The organism is Oligella sp. HMSC09E12 (genome assembly GCF_001808505.1).
In the GTDB taxonomy this organism is placed as follows: Bacteria; Pseudomonadota; Gammaproteobacteria; order Burkholderiales; family Burkholderiaceae_B; genus Oligella; species Oligella urethralis.
Window position 1 is genome coordinate 13,623 of sequence record NZ_KV793581.1, and the last position, 16,521, is coordinate 30,143.

At 44.5% G+C, this 16,521-nt stretch carries 11 protein-coding genes and 2 riboswitches; of the genes, 3 read left to right on the forward strand and 8 right to left on the reverse strand.

The features are described from left to right. Nucleotide 1 precedes the first annotated feature (1 nt). Nucleotides 2-1,486 carry an NADH-quinone oxidoreductase subunit NuoN gene (gene nuoN / locus HMPREF3179_RS06250; protein WP_048767004.1) on the forward strand — a complete coding sequence of 495 codons (1,485 nt, stop codon included), beginning with the start codon at nucleotides 2-4 and terminating at the stop codon, nucleotides 1,484-1,486. Nucleotides 1,487-1,581: 95 nt separating this feature from the next. Here nuoN and HMPREF3179_RS06255 read toward each other — a convergent pair whose 3' ends face one another. The 8 genes from HMPREF3179_RS06255 to HMPREF3179_RS06290 form a co-directional block, all read right to left on the reverse strand. Beyond that, entirely contained in the window at nucleotides 1,582-2,067 is a 486-nt protein-coding gene (locus HMPREF3179_RS06255; RefSeq protein ID WP_018027216.1) for a HugZ family pyridoxamine 5'-phosphate oxidase, read from the reverse strand. A 19-nt stretch (nucleotides 2,068-2,086) separates the two neighbouring features. Continuing rightward, complete coding sequence (locus HMPREF3179_RS06260) at nucleotides 2,087-3,826, reverse strand: ABC transporter ATP-binding protein/permease (protein WP_018027215.1); 1,740 nt, start codon at nucleotides 3,824-3,826, stop codon at nucleotides 2,087-2,089. Between the two features lie 74 nt (nucleotides 3,827-3,900). Continuing rightward, nucleotides 3,901-5,994, reverse strand: coding sequence for a TonB-dependent receptor domain-containing protein (locus tag HMPREF3179_RS06265; RefSeq protein ID WP_018027214.1), 2,094 nt, complete (start codon nucleotides 5,992-5,994; stop codon nucleotides 3,901-3,903). A 192-nt stretch (nucleotides 5,995-6,186) separates the two neighbouring features. Continuing rightward, on the reverse strand, nucleotides 6,187-6,525 hold the full coding sequence (locus HMPREF3179_RS06270) for a zinc ribbon domain-containing protein YjdM (RefSeq protein ID WP_181778368.1): 339 nt from the start codon (nucleotides 6,523-6,525) through the stop codon (nucleotides 6,187-6,189). A 102-nt stretch (nucleotides 6,526-6,627) separates the two neighbouring features. Further along, nucleotides 6,628-7,731, reverse strand: coding sequence for an alpha-hydroxy acid oxidase (locus HMPREF3179_RS06275; RefSeq protein ID WP_048767283.1), 1,104 nt, complete (start codon nucleotides 7,729-7,731; stop codon nucleotides 6,628-6,630). Between the two features lies 1 nt (nucleotide 7,732). Continuing rightward, on the reverse strand, nucleotides 7,733-8,413 hold the full coding sequence (locus HMPREF3179_RS06280) for a Fe2+-dependent dioxygenase (protein WP_018027211.1): 681 nt from the start codon (nucleotides 8,411-8,413) through the stop codon (nucleotides 7,733-7,735). A 73-nt stretch (nucleotides 8,414-8,486) separates the two neighbouring features. Continuing rightward, complete coding sequence (locus tag HMPREF3179_RS06285; protein WP_070470120.1) at nucleotides 8,487-10,709, reverse strand: TonB-dependent receptor; 2,223 nt, start codon at nucleotides 10,707-10,709, stop codon at nucleotides 8,487-8,489. A 259-nt stretch (nucleotides 10,710-10,968) separates the two neighbouring features. Continuing rightward, nucleotides 10,969-11,589: a trimeric intracellular cation channel family protein gene (locus HMPREF3179_RS06290; RefSeq protein ID WP_018027209.1), complete on the reverse strand. Its 621-nt coding sequence runs from the start codon at nucleotides 11,587-11,589 to the stop codon at nucleotides 10,969-10,971. A 27-nt stretch (nucleotides 11,590-11,616) separates the two neighbouring features. Next, nucleotides 11,617-11,714, reverse strand: a riboswitch (glycine riboswitch). A 1-nt stretch (nucleotide 11,715) separates the two neighbouring features. Next, nucleotides 11,716-11,802: riboswitch (glycine riboswitch) on the reverse strand. 363 nt (nucleotides 11,803-12,165) lie between these two features. Here HMPREF3179_RS06290 and HMPREF3179_RS06295 point away from each other — a divergent pair. Both HMPREF3179_RS06295 and nosZ read left to right on the forward strand, forming a co-directional pair. Further along, the gene (locus HMPREF3179_RS06295; protein ID WP_070470122.1) at nucleotides 12,166-14,466 is read left to right on the forward strand and encodes a NosR/NirI family protein; all 2,301 of its coding nucleotides are present in this window, start codon (nucleotides 12,166-12,168) and stop codon (nucleotides 14,464-14,466) included. A 64-nt stretch (nucleotides 14,467-14,530) separates the two neighbouring features. Continuing rightward, nucleotides 14,531-16,468 (forward strand): TAT-dependent nitrous-oxide reductase, encoded by a 1,938-nt coding sequence (gene nosZ, locus HMPREF3179_RS06300; RefSeq protein WP_026156938.1) that lies wholly within the window; start codon nucleotides 14,531-14,533, stop codon nucleotides 16,466-16,468. Nucleotides 16,469-16,521 lie beyond the last annotated feature (53 nt).

Below are 16,521 nucleotides of genomic sequence, written 5' to 3' on the forward strand. Positions count from 1 at the left end.
AATGATAGAAAATCAATTTAATTTCGCCATGGCCTTGCCGGAGATTCTTCTATGTCTCTTGGCAATGGGTGTGTTGTTGATCGATGCCTTTGCTCGCAGTAAGGACAGCGTGCTGTCCTACTACAGCAGTTTGCTATCGCTACTGTTGGTCTTAGTGGTCGTGCTATTCCAGTGGAGTTCTGGTGTTGCAGGCACTACCTTCTACCAAATGTATATAGCCGATGCACTTAGCCATTTCTTAAAAGTTGGTACCACGATTGCGGTGCTGGTGACCTTAATTTACAGCCGTCAGTACTTAATTGACCGCAGCATGGTGGCCGGCGGTGAGTTTTACGCCTTGGCCTTATTCTGTTTATTAGGTCAATTCGTGATGATCTCAGCAGCCAGTACGCTGACCATTTACTTGGGTCTAGAGTTGATGTCCTTATCACTCTACGCCTTGGTGGCCTTGCGTCGTGATTCGCTAAGTAGTGCGGAAGCGGCGATGAAGTACTTTATTCTAGGTTCACTTGCTTCAGGTATTATGCTGTATGGTATTTCGCTTATCTACGGTGCGACCGGGGCGATTCACCTAGCGACGATTATGCAAGTACTACAGAGTGGTGAAGCGCAGTTATCTGTGTTGCTACTTGGTTTGGTCTTTGTGGTGTCAGGTATTGCCTTTAAATTAGGTGCGGTACCGTTCCATATGTGGGTGCCTGATGTGTATCAAGGGGCACCGACAGCGGTGGCGCTAACCATCGGTTCGGCTCCTAAATTAGCGGCCTTGGCGATGACCTTGCGGGTACTGATCGAGACACTAAATGATGTCGCTATCAGTTGGCAGCCGATGTTGATCATTATGGCGGTACTATCACTCGCCATTGGTAATATCACTGCTTTGATGCAAACGAACTTTAAGCGTCTATTGGGTTACTCAACCATTTCGCATATCGGCTTTGTGCTCTTAGGCTTGCTTTCCGGTGTGGATGCTAATGGTCAGGTGAGTAGTGGTGCCTATGGTACGGCCTTATTCTATATGGTGACGTATGTGCTCACGACATTGGCGAGCTTTGGTATTATTCTGATTCTAAGCCGTGCGGGTTTTGAGTCTGAGGAAATTGCTGACTTCAAGGGGCTTAACCGTCGTAGTCCGTGGTTAGCCTTTGGCGTCTTGATTCTGATGTTCTCACTTGCCGGTATTCCACCCTTAGTTGGCTTCTACGCTAAATTAGCTGTATTGCAGGCAACGGTTAATGCCGGTCATATTTGGTTAGCAGTATTAGCGGTGTTGCTGTCCCTAATCGGTGCCTTCTACTACTTACGAGTGGTAAAGGTAATGTACTTTGATGAGCCGGCGGCTGATGCACCTGCTTTAAGTGCGCCAATGACTTTCCGTGAGGGTATCTTATCGGTTAATAATTTATTAATTATTGTGTTAGGTATCCTACCAGGCGGCTTAATGGCACTGTGTGTGCAGGTAATTGATGCTTCCTTGAAGTTTTAATTACTAGGATAGGGCGCTACGGCGCTCTTTCTGTGTAGGTATAAAAACGGCCCCGAGTCTGATAAGGATTCGGGGCCGTTTGTCGTTTAAAGTAGTTAGAGCGTTTTAATCAATGATTGTACTTCGCTAACATCGAGTGTCTTTGCTGCTCCAAAACCAGCCACTTGTCTGATTCGAGTGATTTCTAAAGCAAAGAAATTGAAGTCTTTAAAATGAGTCATGAACTCGACATCAGGGAAGCGGTTTAAATACACATCACGATAATACGCCCAACTTGTTGTGCCACGTTCTTGGGCGATCGCATTAACTTGAAAAGTAACTCGCGATAAATCATGGACTGGTTTATCTTCCTCTTCGCTAGTGCATAACATCAATGATGCCGTTGGACGCTGCAATAAATAACGTGTATGAGCTGCAAACTCACTAATATGGATCACAAAATGTGCGTGTTGTGTGTCAATTGCAAAAGGAACCATAGAAACAAAAGGTTCTCCCTGGTTGGTCAGGGTAGCAAAAGAGGCGCTGCGTTTGCTACGTAGTAATTGCTGTAAATGTTTTAGTAATTCAGATTGTTCAGACATTTATAATCCTTTTTAAAATTTAACAATAATTTGGGCTTTCTGTTACAGACTCTGTAGAGGATGCGGAGTCCGAACGGAATAAAATATGGCGTTCATAGTCGAAGCCATGTGGTTTATGGTGCGAGAGTAAAATAATGGCACTCTCTAGGAGCTGTTCGCTAAGCATAGTCAGTATTTTTGCTTCACTTTCAGCATCTAGGGCGCTGCTTGCCTCGTCGAGGAATAGCCATTTAGGTGCTAGATAAACTGCTCTTGCTAGGGCTAGACGTTGTCGTTCACCACCGGATAAGGCATTTAATGTTGCTTGTTGCTCTTCTTTCGAAAGTGAAAGTTTTTCGATCAGATGAGGGAGGCCAACGGCATCTAGCAATTGCTTGGCTTCATCAAGACTCAGACTTTCTTTAGCGTTGGGATAACATAAAGCAGCGAGAATTCCTTGTTTAGGAATATAGGGGGTCTGGGGTAGGTAAAGACTTTGCTGGTGACTTGGATAATGCACATTACCCTTGGTATAAGGCCATAAACCGGCAATGGACTTTAATAGGGTACTTTTGCCAATACCGGAATTTCCTTGTAGCCAAATGCGCTCACCAGGTTTGACGTTGAGAGATTTTACGAATAATAAGGGTTCTTTCGTTGGAGTATATAGTTGCAAGTTTGTAATTGATAAATACCCATCCTCCTGGTGTGCATAGTCTGAATCATTTACCGTGTTATGATTGAGTTTTTTGAGTAATTGATCAAGACGGCGAGTAGATGCCGCTAATTCGGCCAAATCTTGGTAAGAGAAAATAAACCAAGACAAGGTAGTTACTACATTGGTGAAGGCACTTGCCAATTGCATGAGACCGCCTAAGCTTACTTTTCCAGCAATAAATGCGGGTAGAGCTAAGAACATGGGAATTCTGAGTACGGTTTGATAATAGGGTCGTGTAAAACAACCTAAAATCAGATTGCGCACGTTGAGTTGACGCCAATTTGTTTCGATTGCTTTAAATAATGCTTGCAGATGCTTTTGCTCTTGCTTTTCACCACGCTGTAGTGCGATAGCTTCACTGGAGTCACGTACATGAGTAAGAGCATAGCGAAAGTCTCCTTCACGTCGCTGTTGCTGTACTGTTAAGTTTCTTAACGGGGAGCCGAGAAAATGCGTAACACCACTTGAAATCAAAACATAAAGTGGTGCAGCCCACACCATATAACGAGGAATTTCTACCACATAGCCAAAGACATTAAAAGAAAGAGCAAAAGTAGATAAAGACCATAAAACAGAAAAGTACGATATGACGGAGATGATGGCCATGATTAATGCATGTACTTGTGTCACAGTCAGATTGATAAAAATCTTACAGTCTTCGGCAATACGTTGTTCAGGGTTATCTACAATGTCAGAATTTGAGTCTAGTTTGAGATACCAATGCTTATGACCACTGAGCCAGCGGTTAGTGATTGAGGTTGTAAGTAGTTTCCGCCAGCGTATTTCTAATAGATTTTGTATGTATTTGCCAATGAGATGCAGTGCTGCACTAGATAGCACAAGAACGACGAAAATACCGATTTGATGAACAATTTCTTCACCATTAATTTCCTGAAGCGCATTATAAAAATCGTTACTCCATCGAATCATACGAATGGAAATGGCTAGTCCAGCTAAGCTTAGCAGCAGGACAAAAATGAATTGTGCAATACCAAAAACACCCGCTTTGTTTTGTGTGCACAATCTCATTAGTCTAAAAAAAGGATAAAAAAAGCGTTGCATAAAGTTATTAATAAATAAAGAGAAAAAGCCACTTCCTAGCGTATGCTTGAAAGTGGCTGTATATTAAATAGAGCTTAGAAACGAGCTTGAATACCAGCGCTGAAGGTTCGGCCACGACCGGATAAGGTGTCGTAGTTCATAGAACCTGCGTAGCCATAGTTTCTATCAGTGAGGTTGTCAATATTCGCAAAGATATCGAGATGCTTGTTAACTTTGAAATTGGCATAGAGATCCACTAGTGTATAGCCTGGTAAATCTCTCCAATAGGAATTATCAGTAAACTGTCCAGCGGCTGCTTTACTGCTGCTCACATAGCGGATCTGAGTACCTAAGTTAAGACGCTCATTAAGTAGTCGTGTGCCTAGGTCAATGGTCCAATAAGTATCAGGCGCTAAGCTCGCAGCACCACCATTAATACCTGTACCAAAACCAATTGGTTGGTTAGTTAATTTACTATGAGAGTAAGAAAAGTTTATATAGGCTACACGCGCATCGTAGCCTAAGGTTATCTCTGCACCTCTTATGCGAACATCTTCTTTAGAGTTGACCCACATAATGGTGTCATAAGGTAGACCTGCCACTGGACCAAAATCATTGAAGATATAATCCTTTACTCTATTATTAAAATAACCAAGGCGGAAGTGCAGACTATCTTTGTCTAGGAATACATTGTTATTTTGATAAGAAATAGCAACGTCAAAGCCATCACTGGTTTCACCCTTAAGTGCTAAGTTATTACTTTGTCCATTACCTATACCATCACCGAAAGGTGTTCCAGCATAGAACACTTCATGTGTGGTTGGAGGACGGTAGGTATGAGAGTACATACCGTATAAGCTCCAGTTATCTGTTAAGTCATACTGGAAGCCAATGCTTGGCAGTACTTTACCATCTGAGTTGTGCTCCCAAGTATCTCCACATGTGGGACCGCCAGCTGGACAACCAGCGATGCCGGCATTGTACGGAGGTCGATAGCCATTGAGACGATAGTGGTCATAGCGAAGACCCGCTAATAAGGTGGCTTGGCCAATTTTCCATTGTAGATCAGTAAACACACTGCCTTTGTCGATTTTTCCAGGATGGTTGCCGCCACGGTTTTTCTTAGGAATAAAGCTATTATGATCCCATGCTAGTCCATAGCTAAGTAATAAGTCGTATTGGTCAAGCACTGATAAGAGGGAGTCATTGGTGACATTGATACCCCAAGTTTCATTATCAATACGTCTACCGGCATAGGTGCCGCCAATGTGATCGGCATAATCCAGCACGGTTTCATTGTAGTAGGCATGTGCTTGTAGTGAGATTAGTGGATTATTAGGAGTGTAGGCATAATCCGCAGTGACAGTGGTATTATCTACGTCCCATTCGTAGTTAGAGTTGCTAAATGTATTTCTATACCAAACAGTACCTAAGTCAAGCTGGTGTCTTTCATTAGGTTTGAAGCGCATTTTAACTAAACCACCTTTAGGTGAGCTAGCTGAGGAATTGGCGGAGTCTAATTTAGTGCCATTACCCGTTTTATAGTTACCTTCATTTTTGTAAGCACCTGCTGCGATGATACTGAGCGTACCATCCTCTCCACCTACCTCAGTAAAACGATGACCTACTGCAGCTAGACCTGAGGCATGCATGCCATTATTACCCAAACGGATTCGAGTGAGGCCACCGGTATTACCAAAAGCCAATACGTCATCCTCAGTGATTGTTGTTAAGTTAGCGGCACCTGCTAGTGCGCCAGTGCCATGAGCACCCTTAACAACACCACGAGTCACATTAATCCCACCTAGCAGTTCAGGATGTACATAGATTAAGCTATTCCCAGATGAGGTATGACTTGCAATGTTTTTAAAGGTTTGCGGAACGCCATCAAGCATGGTGTTAATACGACCATAACCACTTAAACCACGAATACTAATCTCTATCCCAGGTTGATTACTTAATTGGTTGGTGAAGACCCCTGGTATCCCACGCAAGACACGCTGTGGATCGCCTGCATTTTTTAACTGAAGATCGTCTTCGTGAACTTCACTATTAGTATAGTAAGAAGTGGCGCGTAGATTAATGCCATGCAATTCAATGACAGGCGTTGAGCTAGTTGTGGTGTCTTGTGAGTAGACGGGAAGAGTAATGGCACCTGTAATAATAAGTACCGGTAATTTTAAACGCATCAAAAACCTCATGCTTAATATTAATCATAATAAGAATCGTTATCATTATTGTTCGAGGTTTGATGTAAGTCAAGTGTTACTAAGTTTTAATAATAATTAATCCTTGTTTAGTTATTGTTTTTCTGAATTAAAAAGCAAAAGGACCGGTCTCATGGGAGAAGCGGTCCTTTGAATGTGTTTAGGCTGTTAATCTTAAGTTTTCTTGAAAAACTCAGATTTTAAATCCATGGATTGGCCATCGACGCGTCCGGAGAAGTTGTGGTCACCTGCTTGTAAGCGAATGGATTTTACGCGCGTGCCTTGCTTAATCACGGTGGAGCTGCCTTTGACGCGTAAATCCTTAATTAACACCACATCATCACCGTCTTGTAGTCGCGTGCCGTGCGCATCAAAGACCTGCAAACCATCGTCCTCTTCAACTTCCGGCTCGGACGCTAACCATTCGTGAGCACATTCAGGGCACACGAGCTGCATACCGTCATGGTACGTTAACTCAGACTGACATTGAGGACAGGGTGGAAAAGGCATCATCATCTCCTTATAACTAGTTTTGATTTAAAATAAATCAATGTAATTAGCCGAAATATAAGGCATTATAAGCTTTATATTGCTAAGTGCCAAATCAGCTGGTGCTTAATGGCTGAGCAGCTCGATGGATTTAATTTGCGCCGGGGTTGTACAACCGCTGAGTGCCATGCAGACCTCTAATTCCGTCCGTAGTATATGCAATACATGCGCCACACCGGGAGCACCAGCTGCGGCGAGGGCATATAGATAGGGACGGCCGATCATCACGGCGGTAGCACCTAAAGCCAATGCGATAAATACGTCGCTACCGCGTCGAATGCCGCCATCCACCAACACGGGTATGCGCCCGTCAATAAGATCACAGATGCTTTTTAAGACCCTTGCGGTTGGGGGCAAGATATCCAAGACTCTGGCGCCATGATTGGACACAATAATGCCGTCCGCACCGACTTCAAGGGCTTTTTGCGCATCTAGGGGATGTAATATGCCCTTAAGCATCACGGGTAAGGGACAGTTTTCCATAAACTGCTCTACCTTGTCCCAATTAGGGGTATTGGCTAAAAAACCGCTACCAAAGATGGGGCTTTCTCCGGGCGCGCCTTGCGGCAGCGGCGGTATATCAAAGTCCTCCAGTAGCACTGCTTGAATGTCAGCTGGTAAAGCAAAGCCAGCGCGCTGTTCACGATTTCTAAGGCCATTCACGGGGGCATCTACGGTTAAGACAATGGCCTCAATGCCGAGTGCTTGCGCTTTACTCAAGAGTTTTTGGGAGGCGCTCTCATCTGTTTGCCAATACCATTGCAACCACTTGGTACCCGGCGCCTGCTCACATAGTGGCTCTAGTGGGGTCGAGCTCTGCATGCTGATAATATAAGGTGTCTCCATTGCCGCTGCGGCAAGGGCAGAGGCGAGTTCACCAGCGGGATGGGCCATTCGTTGATAGGCGATGGGGGCACAGAAAATCGGAAAGGGATGCGTTTTATTAAGTAAAGAAAAAGCGGTGGTGGCTCCATCAAAATCGCTTAATACACGGGGCATGACGCTGTATTGATGCCAAGCGTGGATATTATCCGCTAATAAACGCTCATCTGCTACACCGCCTGAAAAATAGGCCCACGCTTGTGGTGACATGCGTGCTTTGGCCAGCTCAATATAGTCGTCCACTGCGACGACATCAGCTGGGATTTGGCTTAAGGGGGCTAAGGCCATGCTATACCTCGGCCCATTCGCGAATCAGATTATGATAAACGCCACTGAGTGCAATGGCTTCTGCTCTACCATCTTGGCTCATGGATAGTCGCTGAATACTCTGATCCAATTGCCACAGTAAACGTCGACGATGGGCTTGGCGAATCATGCTTTGGGCCCAGAAAAATGAGGCAAAGCGTACTCCAGAGGTGACCGGTTCCACGCGGTGTAAACTGTCGCCAGGATACACTACCATATCACCTGCTTTTAATTTGACGGAATGGCTGCCGTAGCTATCCTCTATGATCAGCTCACCACCCTCATACTCATCCGGCTCACTGAAAAAAATGGTGCTAGACACATCGCTGCGCATCATTTGCTGGCCTTCGGGTAGATTGAAAATGGAGTTATCAATGTGGTTGCCGTAGGTGCCACTATGTTCATAGCGATTAAAGCGTGGTGGCAGAATTTTAGCGGGGAGGGCAGCGGCAATATAGCTAGGATTGGCACGCAAGACTTGTCTTAAAAAATCACCCAGTTCTAAGGCTAATTCACTTTGGGGGTTGAGTTGTAGATTGTGCTTAACATCCTGTGCCAGGAAACCTGCTGTTTTTTTACCATCCTCCCAGTTAGCCTTTTCTAAACGCTGTCGAATGATACTCAGCTCATCGGTTGATAGTAGATTTTCAATTACGATAATCATTGGTATAACTCTATAAAAAAACCACCCACTCTAGTATAAATAAAGTGGGTGGTAGCTTAAATACTAAAAAGGATTAATATTTAAATCTAGCATTTAAGGTGTAGGAACGGCCAGGGCCGACGTTAGCAAAAATACCCACGTGTGAAGCATCATAGACACGTGTATCAGTGATGTTGTTCACATTGGCTTGTAGCTCAACATGTTTGTTCACATCCCAGCGTACCATGGCATCCCATACTAGATGCGATGGAAGCTTTTTGGTGTTGGCGTCATCGACAAAGCGCTTACCAACATAGGTGATACCTGTACCGACGGTCACCGCAGGGTGTACCTGATAGCTCGTCCATACATTAGCGCTATGTTTGGCGATAAACTTCGTTTGATTGCCATCAAAGACGTTTTTGCCGTTACGGTATTCCAGGATCTTAGGATCTAAATAAGTCCAACCGGCCGCAATATTCCACTTATCGGTGATTGAGCCATTAAACGATAGCTCCACACCGCGTACGCGGTTCTTACCGATATTTTGTACCGAACCATCAAGGTCAGATGAACGGGCATTATTTTTGCGGGTTTCAAAGATGGCTGCGGCAACGCTTAAGCGCTCATTCAGTAGATCCCACTTGGTACCTAACTCATAGCTGTGGGCGCGCTCAGGCTTTAGATCCTCATAGATTTTAGCTGCGCCCGCTGGACCGTCTGCACCACCTGCCTGACCTAAGTTTTCACCTGGCGGGTTAGCAGAACTCGCATACGAGAAGTAGATAGAACCGTACTCCACAGGTTTATAAATTAAGGCAGCTTGCCAACTCACGATATTGTGATCGGCACGTTGATTGTTAAGCGCATCGTGCACTCTGAAATTATCGAAGCGAACACCGGCGTTAACTAACCAGTTTGGATTAAACGTGATGGTATCAAATAAATAGACTGATTTAGTCCTGATATCACCTGCTTTGCTTTTATCACCAAAGCTTTTGTTGACGTGCCCCCAGTCTTGGTGTGGGTTAGGCTGCCAGAAGTTATCATGACTTCTGCCGATCTTTACCTTGCTCGTATCACGGTTATAAATATCCTCTTTAGCAAATTCGAAGCCCGCACTGATGCTGTGCTCCACAGAGCCTGTTTTGAACTCACCGTAAATATCAGTTTGGTTGATGAGTGACTCCGCTAAGCGCCAACGAGCACGATCATCGCGTCGGAACATGAGGTTATCATCAAGCGAGCGACAACTTGCTAAATGGGCTTTTGGACCTGGGGCTAATTTACCACGACGCATCGAACCGCAGTTATCAAAGCTTGGGCGAGTATAGAGGTATTTATTTAAGCTACGGCCATAGCGCGTTAAGTTACGTACGGTGAAGCTATCGTTAATATCATGCTCTAATTCAATCGTTGCCGTATCAAAGATATTTTTTCTAAAGTCCGCACCATAACGGCCGTAGTAATTACTACGGTTAGGTTTTAATGGCTCGCTCATATCAGGCTGGCGAAAATTTTGATACGGTATACCAAAGTCTGGCGTGTCGTTATTTTCAATATGTGAGTAGCTTAAGATAGCGCGTGTTGGTGTGCCTAAACCAAAGGCGATAGACGGAGCAATACCCCAGCGGTCATACTTGACCGGACCACGACCGGGCACCTGACCACCCATACGCATGGCATTTAAGCGGAAGGCGATGCTATCGGTTAAGACTGCATTCCCATCAAAGGTTAAACGATGCTGACCACGGTTACCATAGGTGACACCGCCTTCGATCGCATTGTTTAAGTGAGGCTTCTTGGTCACGAGGTTAATGCTACCACCGGTACCACCACGGCCTGTATAGGCTGAACTTGGGCCCTTTACTACTTCTACCGATTCTAGGTTAAAGGTTTCGTGTGAACCGCGTGCATAGTCACGTGCACCATCAATAAAAATATCGGTACTGGCTTCGTAACCACGAATAAATGGACGGTCACCTGTGGGCGTACCACCTTCACCTGAGCCTAGGGTCACACCCGGCGTGGTTCTTAATACGTCTTGTAATGAAGTGGCTGCTCTGTCTTTCATCAGCTCTTCTGTCACCACATTCACTGTACGCGGCGTATCCACTAATGGCGCCGTCATTTTGCGTGATTGGGCGCGCGTTACCTGGTAGTTGCTCGCTGCGCTCGCTTCAACGTTGAGCGACGGCAGCTGTTGCACATTCCCTTGCTCCTGTGCCAGTGCAATACCACTGCCTAAGGCAGCAGACATGGCAGAAAATAGCACCGTCTGTGTGATCGGCTTATTTAAATCAAACTTTGTAGACATTAATTTTTCCCTTTCCCTCTGAGGAAAATTGAGTGTTAAAAAGTGGGGCCCTTGATTTATGTCAAGAACACTAATGCAAATGGTAATGATTACTATTAAGAAAGGCAAAGATTTTAATGTATTTGCAATAATTGTTAATTTTCTGTAAGTTTTTTACAACAATGTTAAGGGATAGAGGACTTGGGCTAGGGTAGTAAAAAATCAGCCGTTCATGCGCTGAACGGCTTTGTATTGATGAGGGGAAGTGAGGGCAGGGTGGCTAATTATCCCAGCGCTCGGGATCGTAGGAGAAAACGGGCAGTGACCATTGCCATTTCAATGCGGCTAAGCGCATACTGAGGCCCAGTACAAAAGGTACCAGTAAGGTGATATTTTCATTAAACTTAAAGTAAATCAGTAGCAGATAGACATTTGCCACAATAAAGGACACGCTCGCATAGAGCTCCTTGCGAAGCACTAAGGGCGTGCGATTACACATAATATCTCTGAGTATGCCGCCGAAAATCCCCGTCGTAATCCCTGCCATAATTACCACGGGTAGGGCATAGTTCAGTTTCAGCGCGACATTGCAACCAATAATGGTAAAGGCAACCAGACCCATGGCATCCACTAATAAGAAGATCTGATTGAGTTTACGCATGTATTTGGCAATGACAATGGTAAACAGGCCGGCACCAATGGTGAGATAAATATAGAGTGGGTGTTGGGTCCAAGTGATGGGGTAGTTGCCGAGCAGCATATCACGCACGGTACCACCACCAAGTGCAGTTAAAAAGGCAATCAGCGCAACGCCGAATAAGTCCATATTGCGACGACCAGCGGCTAGTGCCCCGGACATGGCTTCGGCAGTAATAGCGATCACAAAAATATAGTTTAACATCATCGGCAAGACCTACTAGATTGTGATGCCACTCCCTCTGTTCTTGGTACCTGAGAGTTTTGATAGCTAAGGCTACTTGCTCCTTCGGTGGGTTAGTCATCTAACCACTCTCCAGTTGGCGGATAATTGCGATGTGCAGTACATGAGCCTGAGCGTTTATGGGAGTTTGCGCCTTCGGCGGGTGTAGAAAACCTCTCTCCTGCGACAGAGCATGATTATACGCTAGAAAGCATGAATGTAAATTAAGATTTGCCCTAGTTATCTTATTAATAAGTGTAATAGTTCATTAAAGATTTTGATTAAAATCAAAAATTGTCAATAAGTGATTAAATGCTAGCGAAGTTTCATGTTAATATTCATTACAAAAGATGTATTTAAAATACATATATTTTTCAAGTTAAAAATTAAAGCTTAAGAGAGCTTTTCTTGGCTGTAGGTAGAGGAAAAGCTAAGGAGAATATCTTGCTATATCGACAAAATATACCAGTAAATCCTTCAGATAGTTCTGGGTCAACTCAGTTAGAGTGCTTAGCATGCCCCTTTTCTAAATCCTTTCTACCATTTCTGCTGAGCTTTATGCTCATTGTTTGCTGTATGTTCTTTAGCTCAGCTGCTGTGGCTAACTCGCGCTTGGGTGAGTTTCTCGCTACGGTTCAAGCTTCTGAGGTGTTTCCTGACGCTGATGGTTATGGTGCCGTTCAGGGTAATCCGCCCTATGCTCAGGTATTTAAAGGCCAGGAGGCTGTGGGCTATGTATTTCTGACCACGGATATTGTGAACACGCGTGGTTATTCCAGTAAGCCTATTGATACCTTAGTGGCATTGGATAATGAGGGTAAGATTGTCGGTGCTAAATTAGTTGAACACCACGAACCAATTGTTTTAATTGGTATTCCTGAAACCAAGATGGTCGATTTCATTAACGGCTACATTGGTATGAACTTAATTAAAAACCCATTACCGGTCGGCGCGCCGCCACCAGTCGATATGATTAGTGGTGCTACGGTGACATTGATGGTTATTGGTGACAGTATTTTGCGTTCATCCAGAATTATGGGGCAAGCGTATCAAATTGGTATGTCACCAGATGCGGTCTCTCCCGTTGCCGATACCGTAGCAAGAGCTGAGACTGACACTAAGGCGACACCTAAAGTAATTAATCAAGACCTGTTGGAGATAAAGTCTTGGGATGTTTTATTAGAAGAGGGCGCTGTTGCTAATCTAAACATCAACGTTGGTGAGATTAATCAACGCTTCATAGACTCTGGTCGTCCCGGGGCTGGGCGTAAAGAAGTAGGTGGGGACCCTGAAGCTGAGTTTATTGATTTGTATGCGGCAGTGGTGTCTGTGCCATCCATTGGTCGTAGTCTTTTAGGAGAGGCTGAGTTTAACTATATGCAGTCTCGCCTAAAGGAGGGACAGCAGGCGATTCTGATTGCCGGTAATGGCATTTATTCTTTTAAAGGCTCTGGTTATGTGCGCGGCGGTATTTTTGATCGTTTCGATATTATTCAGGGCGAACATAGTTTCCGTTTTACCGACTTGGAACATAAGCGACTTTATGATGTGATGGCTGAGGGGTCGCCTCGCTTTAAAGAGGTTGGTTTATTTTTTGTATCTGAGGATTATGATTTCTTTAATCCGGTTGAACCTTGGCGTCTGCAGTTGTTAGTTCAGCGTGAAATCACCGTGCATGAGAAAATTTTCATTCCAGTCGAACTAAATTATCAATTGCCTGAGATTTATACCATTGATGATCCTTCTGCACCGGTGGTGACAGACATCGCTGCAGCTGTAGCGACGCCTTCTCAAGCCGAAACGGCTGGACCTGTTGATCACCAAGTCACTGATCATGCGCAAATGTTTGCGGACGACGTGCCGTTATGGCAGATTATTTGGAAAACTAAATTGCCACAGATTATCGTGGTTGTTATTGCACTGATATTGCTTGGCTTTGTATTCTTCTTCCAGCATGCCTTGGCGCGTCACGAGAAGCTATACAATTACTTCCGCACTGCTTTCTTACTATTTAGTCTGTTTTATATCGGCTGGTACGCCAATGCACAATTATCAGTAGTCAACGTCTTAACCTTTACCACCTCACTGCGGACAGAGTTTAATTGGGAATACTTCCTGATGGATCCCGTTGTCTTTATTCTCTGGTGTGCCACAGCGATCTCTATGATCTTCTGGAACCGTGGTGCATTCTGCGGCTGGTTATGTCCCTTTGGCTCCTTACAGGAATTACTTAATAAAGTAGCTAAAAAGCTGGGCATTAAACAGATCAAGGTGCCTTATGCCATTCACCATCGGGCAGCTGCAATTAAGTACGTCATCTTTATTGCTTTATTCGGCTTCTCTTTATATGACTTGGCATTTGCCGAGAAGTTGGCAGAGGTTGAACCATTTAAGACGGCAATTATCTTGAAGTTCTTGCGCAGTTGGCCGTTTGTTACTTTTGCAGTGTTATTACTTGTTGCAGGTCTATTTATTGAACGCTTTTATTGCCGCTATTTATGTGCCCTTGGTGCCGGCTTAGCGATTCCTGCTAGGTTACGAATTTTTGACTGGTTACGCCGTTACAAAATGTGTGGTGACCCATGTCAGCGTTGTGCGGTGGAGTGTCCGGTTGATGCGATTACACCGGAAGGTCCTATTGAACCTAATGAGTGTATCCAGTGCTTACATTGTCAGATGTTGTATTTACATGAGAAAAAATGTCCTGAATTAATTCAACGTTCGGCTAAACGTCGTCGTCGTCCATCACCTGGTGCGAAAGCGAGTCCGGAGCCGGTGTTTACAGAAGAGGTATTACGCTTTATGCCTAATGCCACTGCTTTTGAAGCAAAGCCCAAGAAGCAGAAAGAGGGTAGATAGTTTGGTGTTCTATTTATTCTGAGTCATCGTGCTTGAAAAAGCACAATAATCCATGAGGTTTACTATGAAAGATAATGCAGACAAGAAGCCAATTCTTGAAATGAAGCGCCGTCGATTTTTAGGTGCGGCAGCAGCTACCGGTGCTGCCGGTTTTGCGGGTGGCGTCGGATTGCCTAAAGTCTTTGGCGCTAAGAACGCCCATGCTCAAGCTAAAGGGGCTGAAGGGGGTTTGGATAATCATGTAGGTCCTGGTGAATTGGACGAGTACTACGCCTTTAACTCAGGTGGTCAGTCTGGTGAAATCCGTATTCTAGGCTTACCTTCTATGCGTGAGCTTATGCGTATCCCAGTTTTTAATATGTGTAGTGCTACCGGTTGGGGGCGTACCAATGAGAGCCTAGAGATACTTAATGGGAATATTACGCCACAAACTCGCCAGTTCTTGGAAGATCAGAACTTACGTTGCTTGCCTAACGGTGACGCGCATCACCCGCATATGTCCTTCACTGATCAAACCTATGACGGTCGTTATGTTTACATTAATGATAAGGCCAATAACCGTATTGCTCGTATTCGCTGTGATGTAATGAAAACCGACAAGATTGTTGAGTTACCTAACGTTGCAGCAGTTCACGGTTTACGTCCACAGCGTTATCCTAAGACTGGTTACGTATTTTGTAATGGTGAACATATTATCCCGCTGCCTAATGATGGTACTGTGATGGATAATCCAAAAGAGAATTTCTTTGCTGTCTATACTGCGGTTGACGGTGAAACCATGGAAATTGCATGGCAGGTCAAGGTTGACGGTAACCTTGATAACGGTGATGCGGATTACCAAGGTAAATACTCCTTTGCTACTTGTTATAACTCTGAGCAAGCACTTAATTTAGCAGGTTCTTCTGCTAATGAGCAAGACTGGGTAGTGGTCTTTAATATTAAGCGTATTGAAGAAGCGATTGAAAAAGGTGATTATGAGGAACTAAACGGCGTGAAGATGGTTGATGGACGTCATGGTTCGCCATACACTCGTTATATTCCGATCCCTAACTCTCCGCACGGTTGTAACGCTGCTCCTGATGGTATTCACATTGCTCTTAATGGTAAGGTCTCCCCAACTGTCACTTTAATTGACGTGCGCAGATTGGATGATTTGTTTGATGACAAGATCGAACCGCGTGATTGTGTGGTGGCTGAGCCTCAGTTAGGTTTAGGTCCTCTACACACTGCCTTCGATGGTCGTGGTAATGCTTACACTACACTCTTTATTGATAGCCAATTAGTGAAATGGAATATCGATTTAGCGAGACGTCAGTACGAGGGTGAAGATGTTGACCCAATTATTCAGAAACTTGATGTTCACTACCAGCCAGGTCATAATCACTCAACCATGGGTGAGACGAAAGATGCTGATGGTAAGTGGTTAGTTTCTCTGAATAAATTCTCTAAAGACCGATTTCTTAACGTTGGTCCATTAAAGCCTGAAAACGATCAGTTAATTGATATTTCGGGTGATGAGATGAAATTAGTCGCTGACGTACCAAGTTTTGCTGAACCGCACGATATGCTTTTAGTACATCGTTCCGTCGTTAATCCGAAAAATATCTGGGATCGCGATGACCCGCAATGGGAAACTGCAAGACAACAAGCCAAGGCCGATGGTGTTGATTTAGATACAGCTAACACAGTCATTAGAGATGGTGATAAAGTGCGTGTTTATATGACGGCGACTGCACCTCAGTTTGGTTTAAGCCAGTTTGAAGTAAATCAAGGTGATGAAGTCACTGTGTATGTCAGTAACGTGGAAGTAATTGAAGACTTGACTCACGGCTTTACGTTAGAAGGTCATGGTATTGCGATGGAGGTTTCTCCGGGTCAAACTGCTTCAGTAACTTTTAAAGCTTCACGTCCTGGCGTACAGTGGTACTACTGCCAGTGGTTCTGCCATGCATTACATATGGAGATGTCTGGTCAGATGTTGGTTCACCCTAAAAAGGTGTAATTGAGTGTCTATGACTTTATTTAGATGGCAACGTCTTATAAGTCTAGCATCTA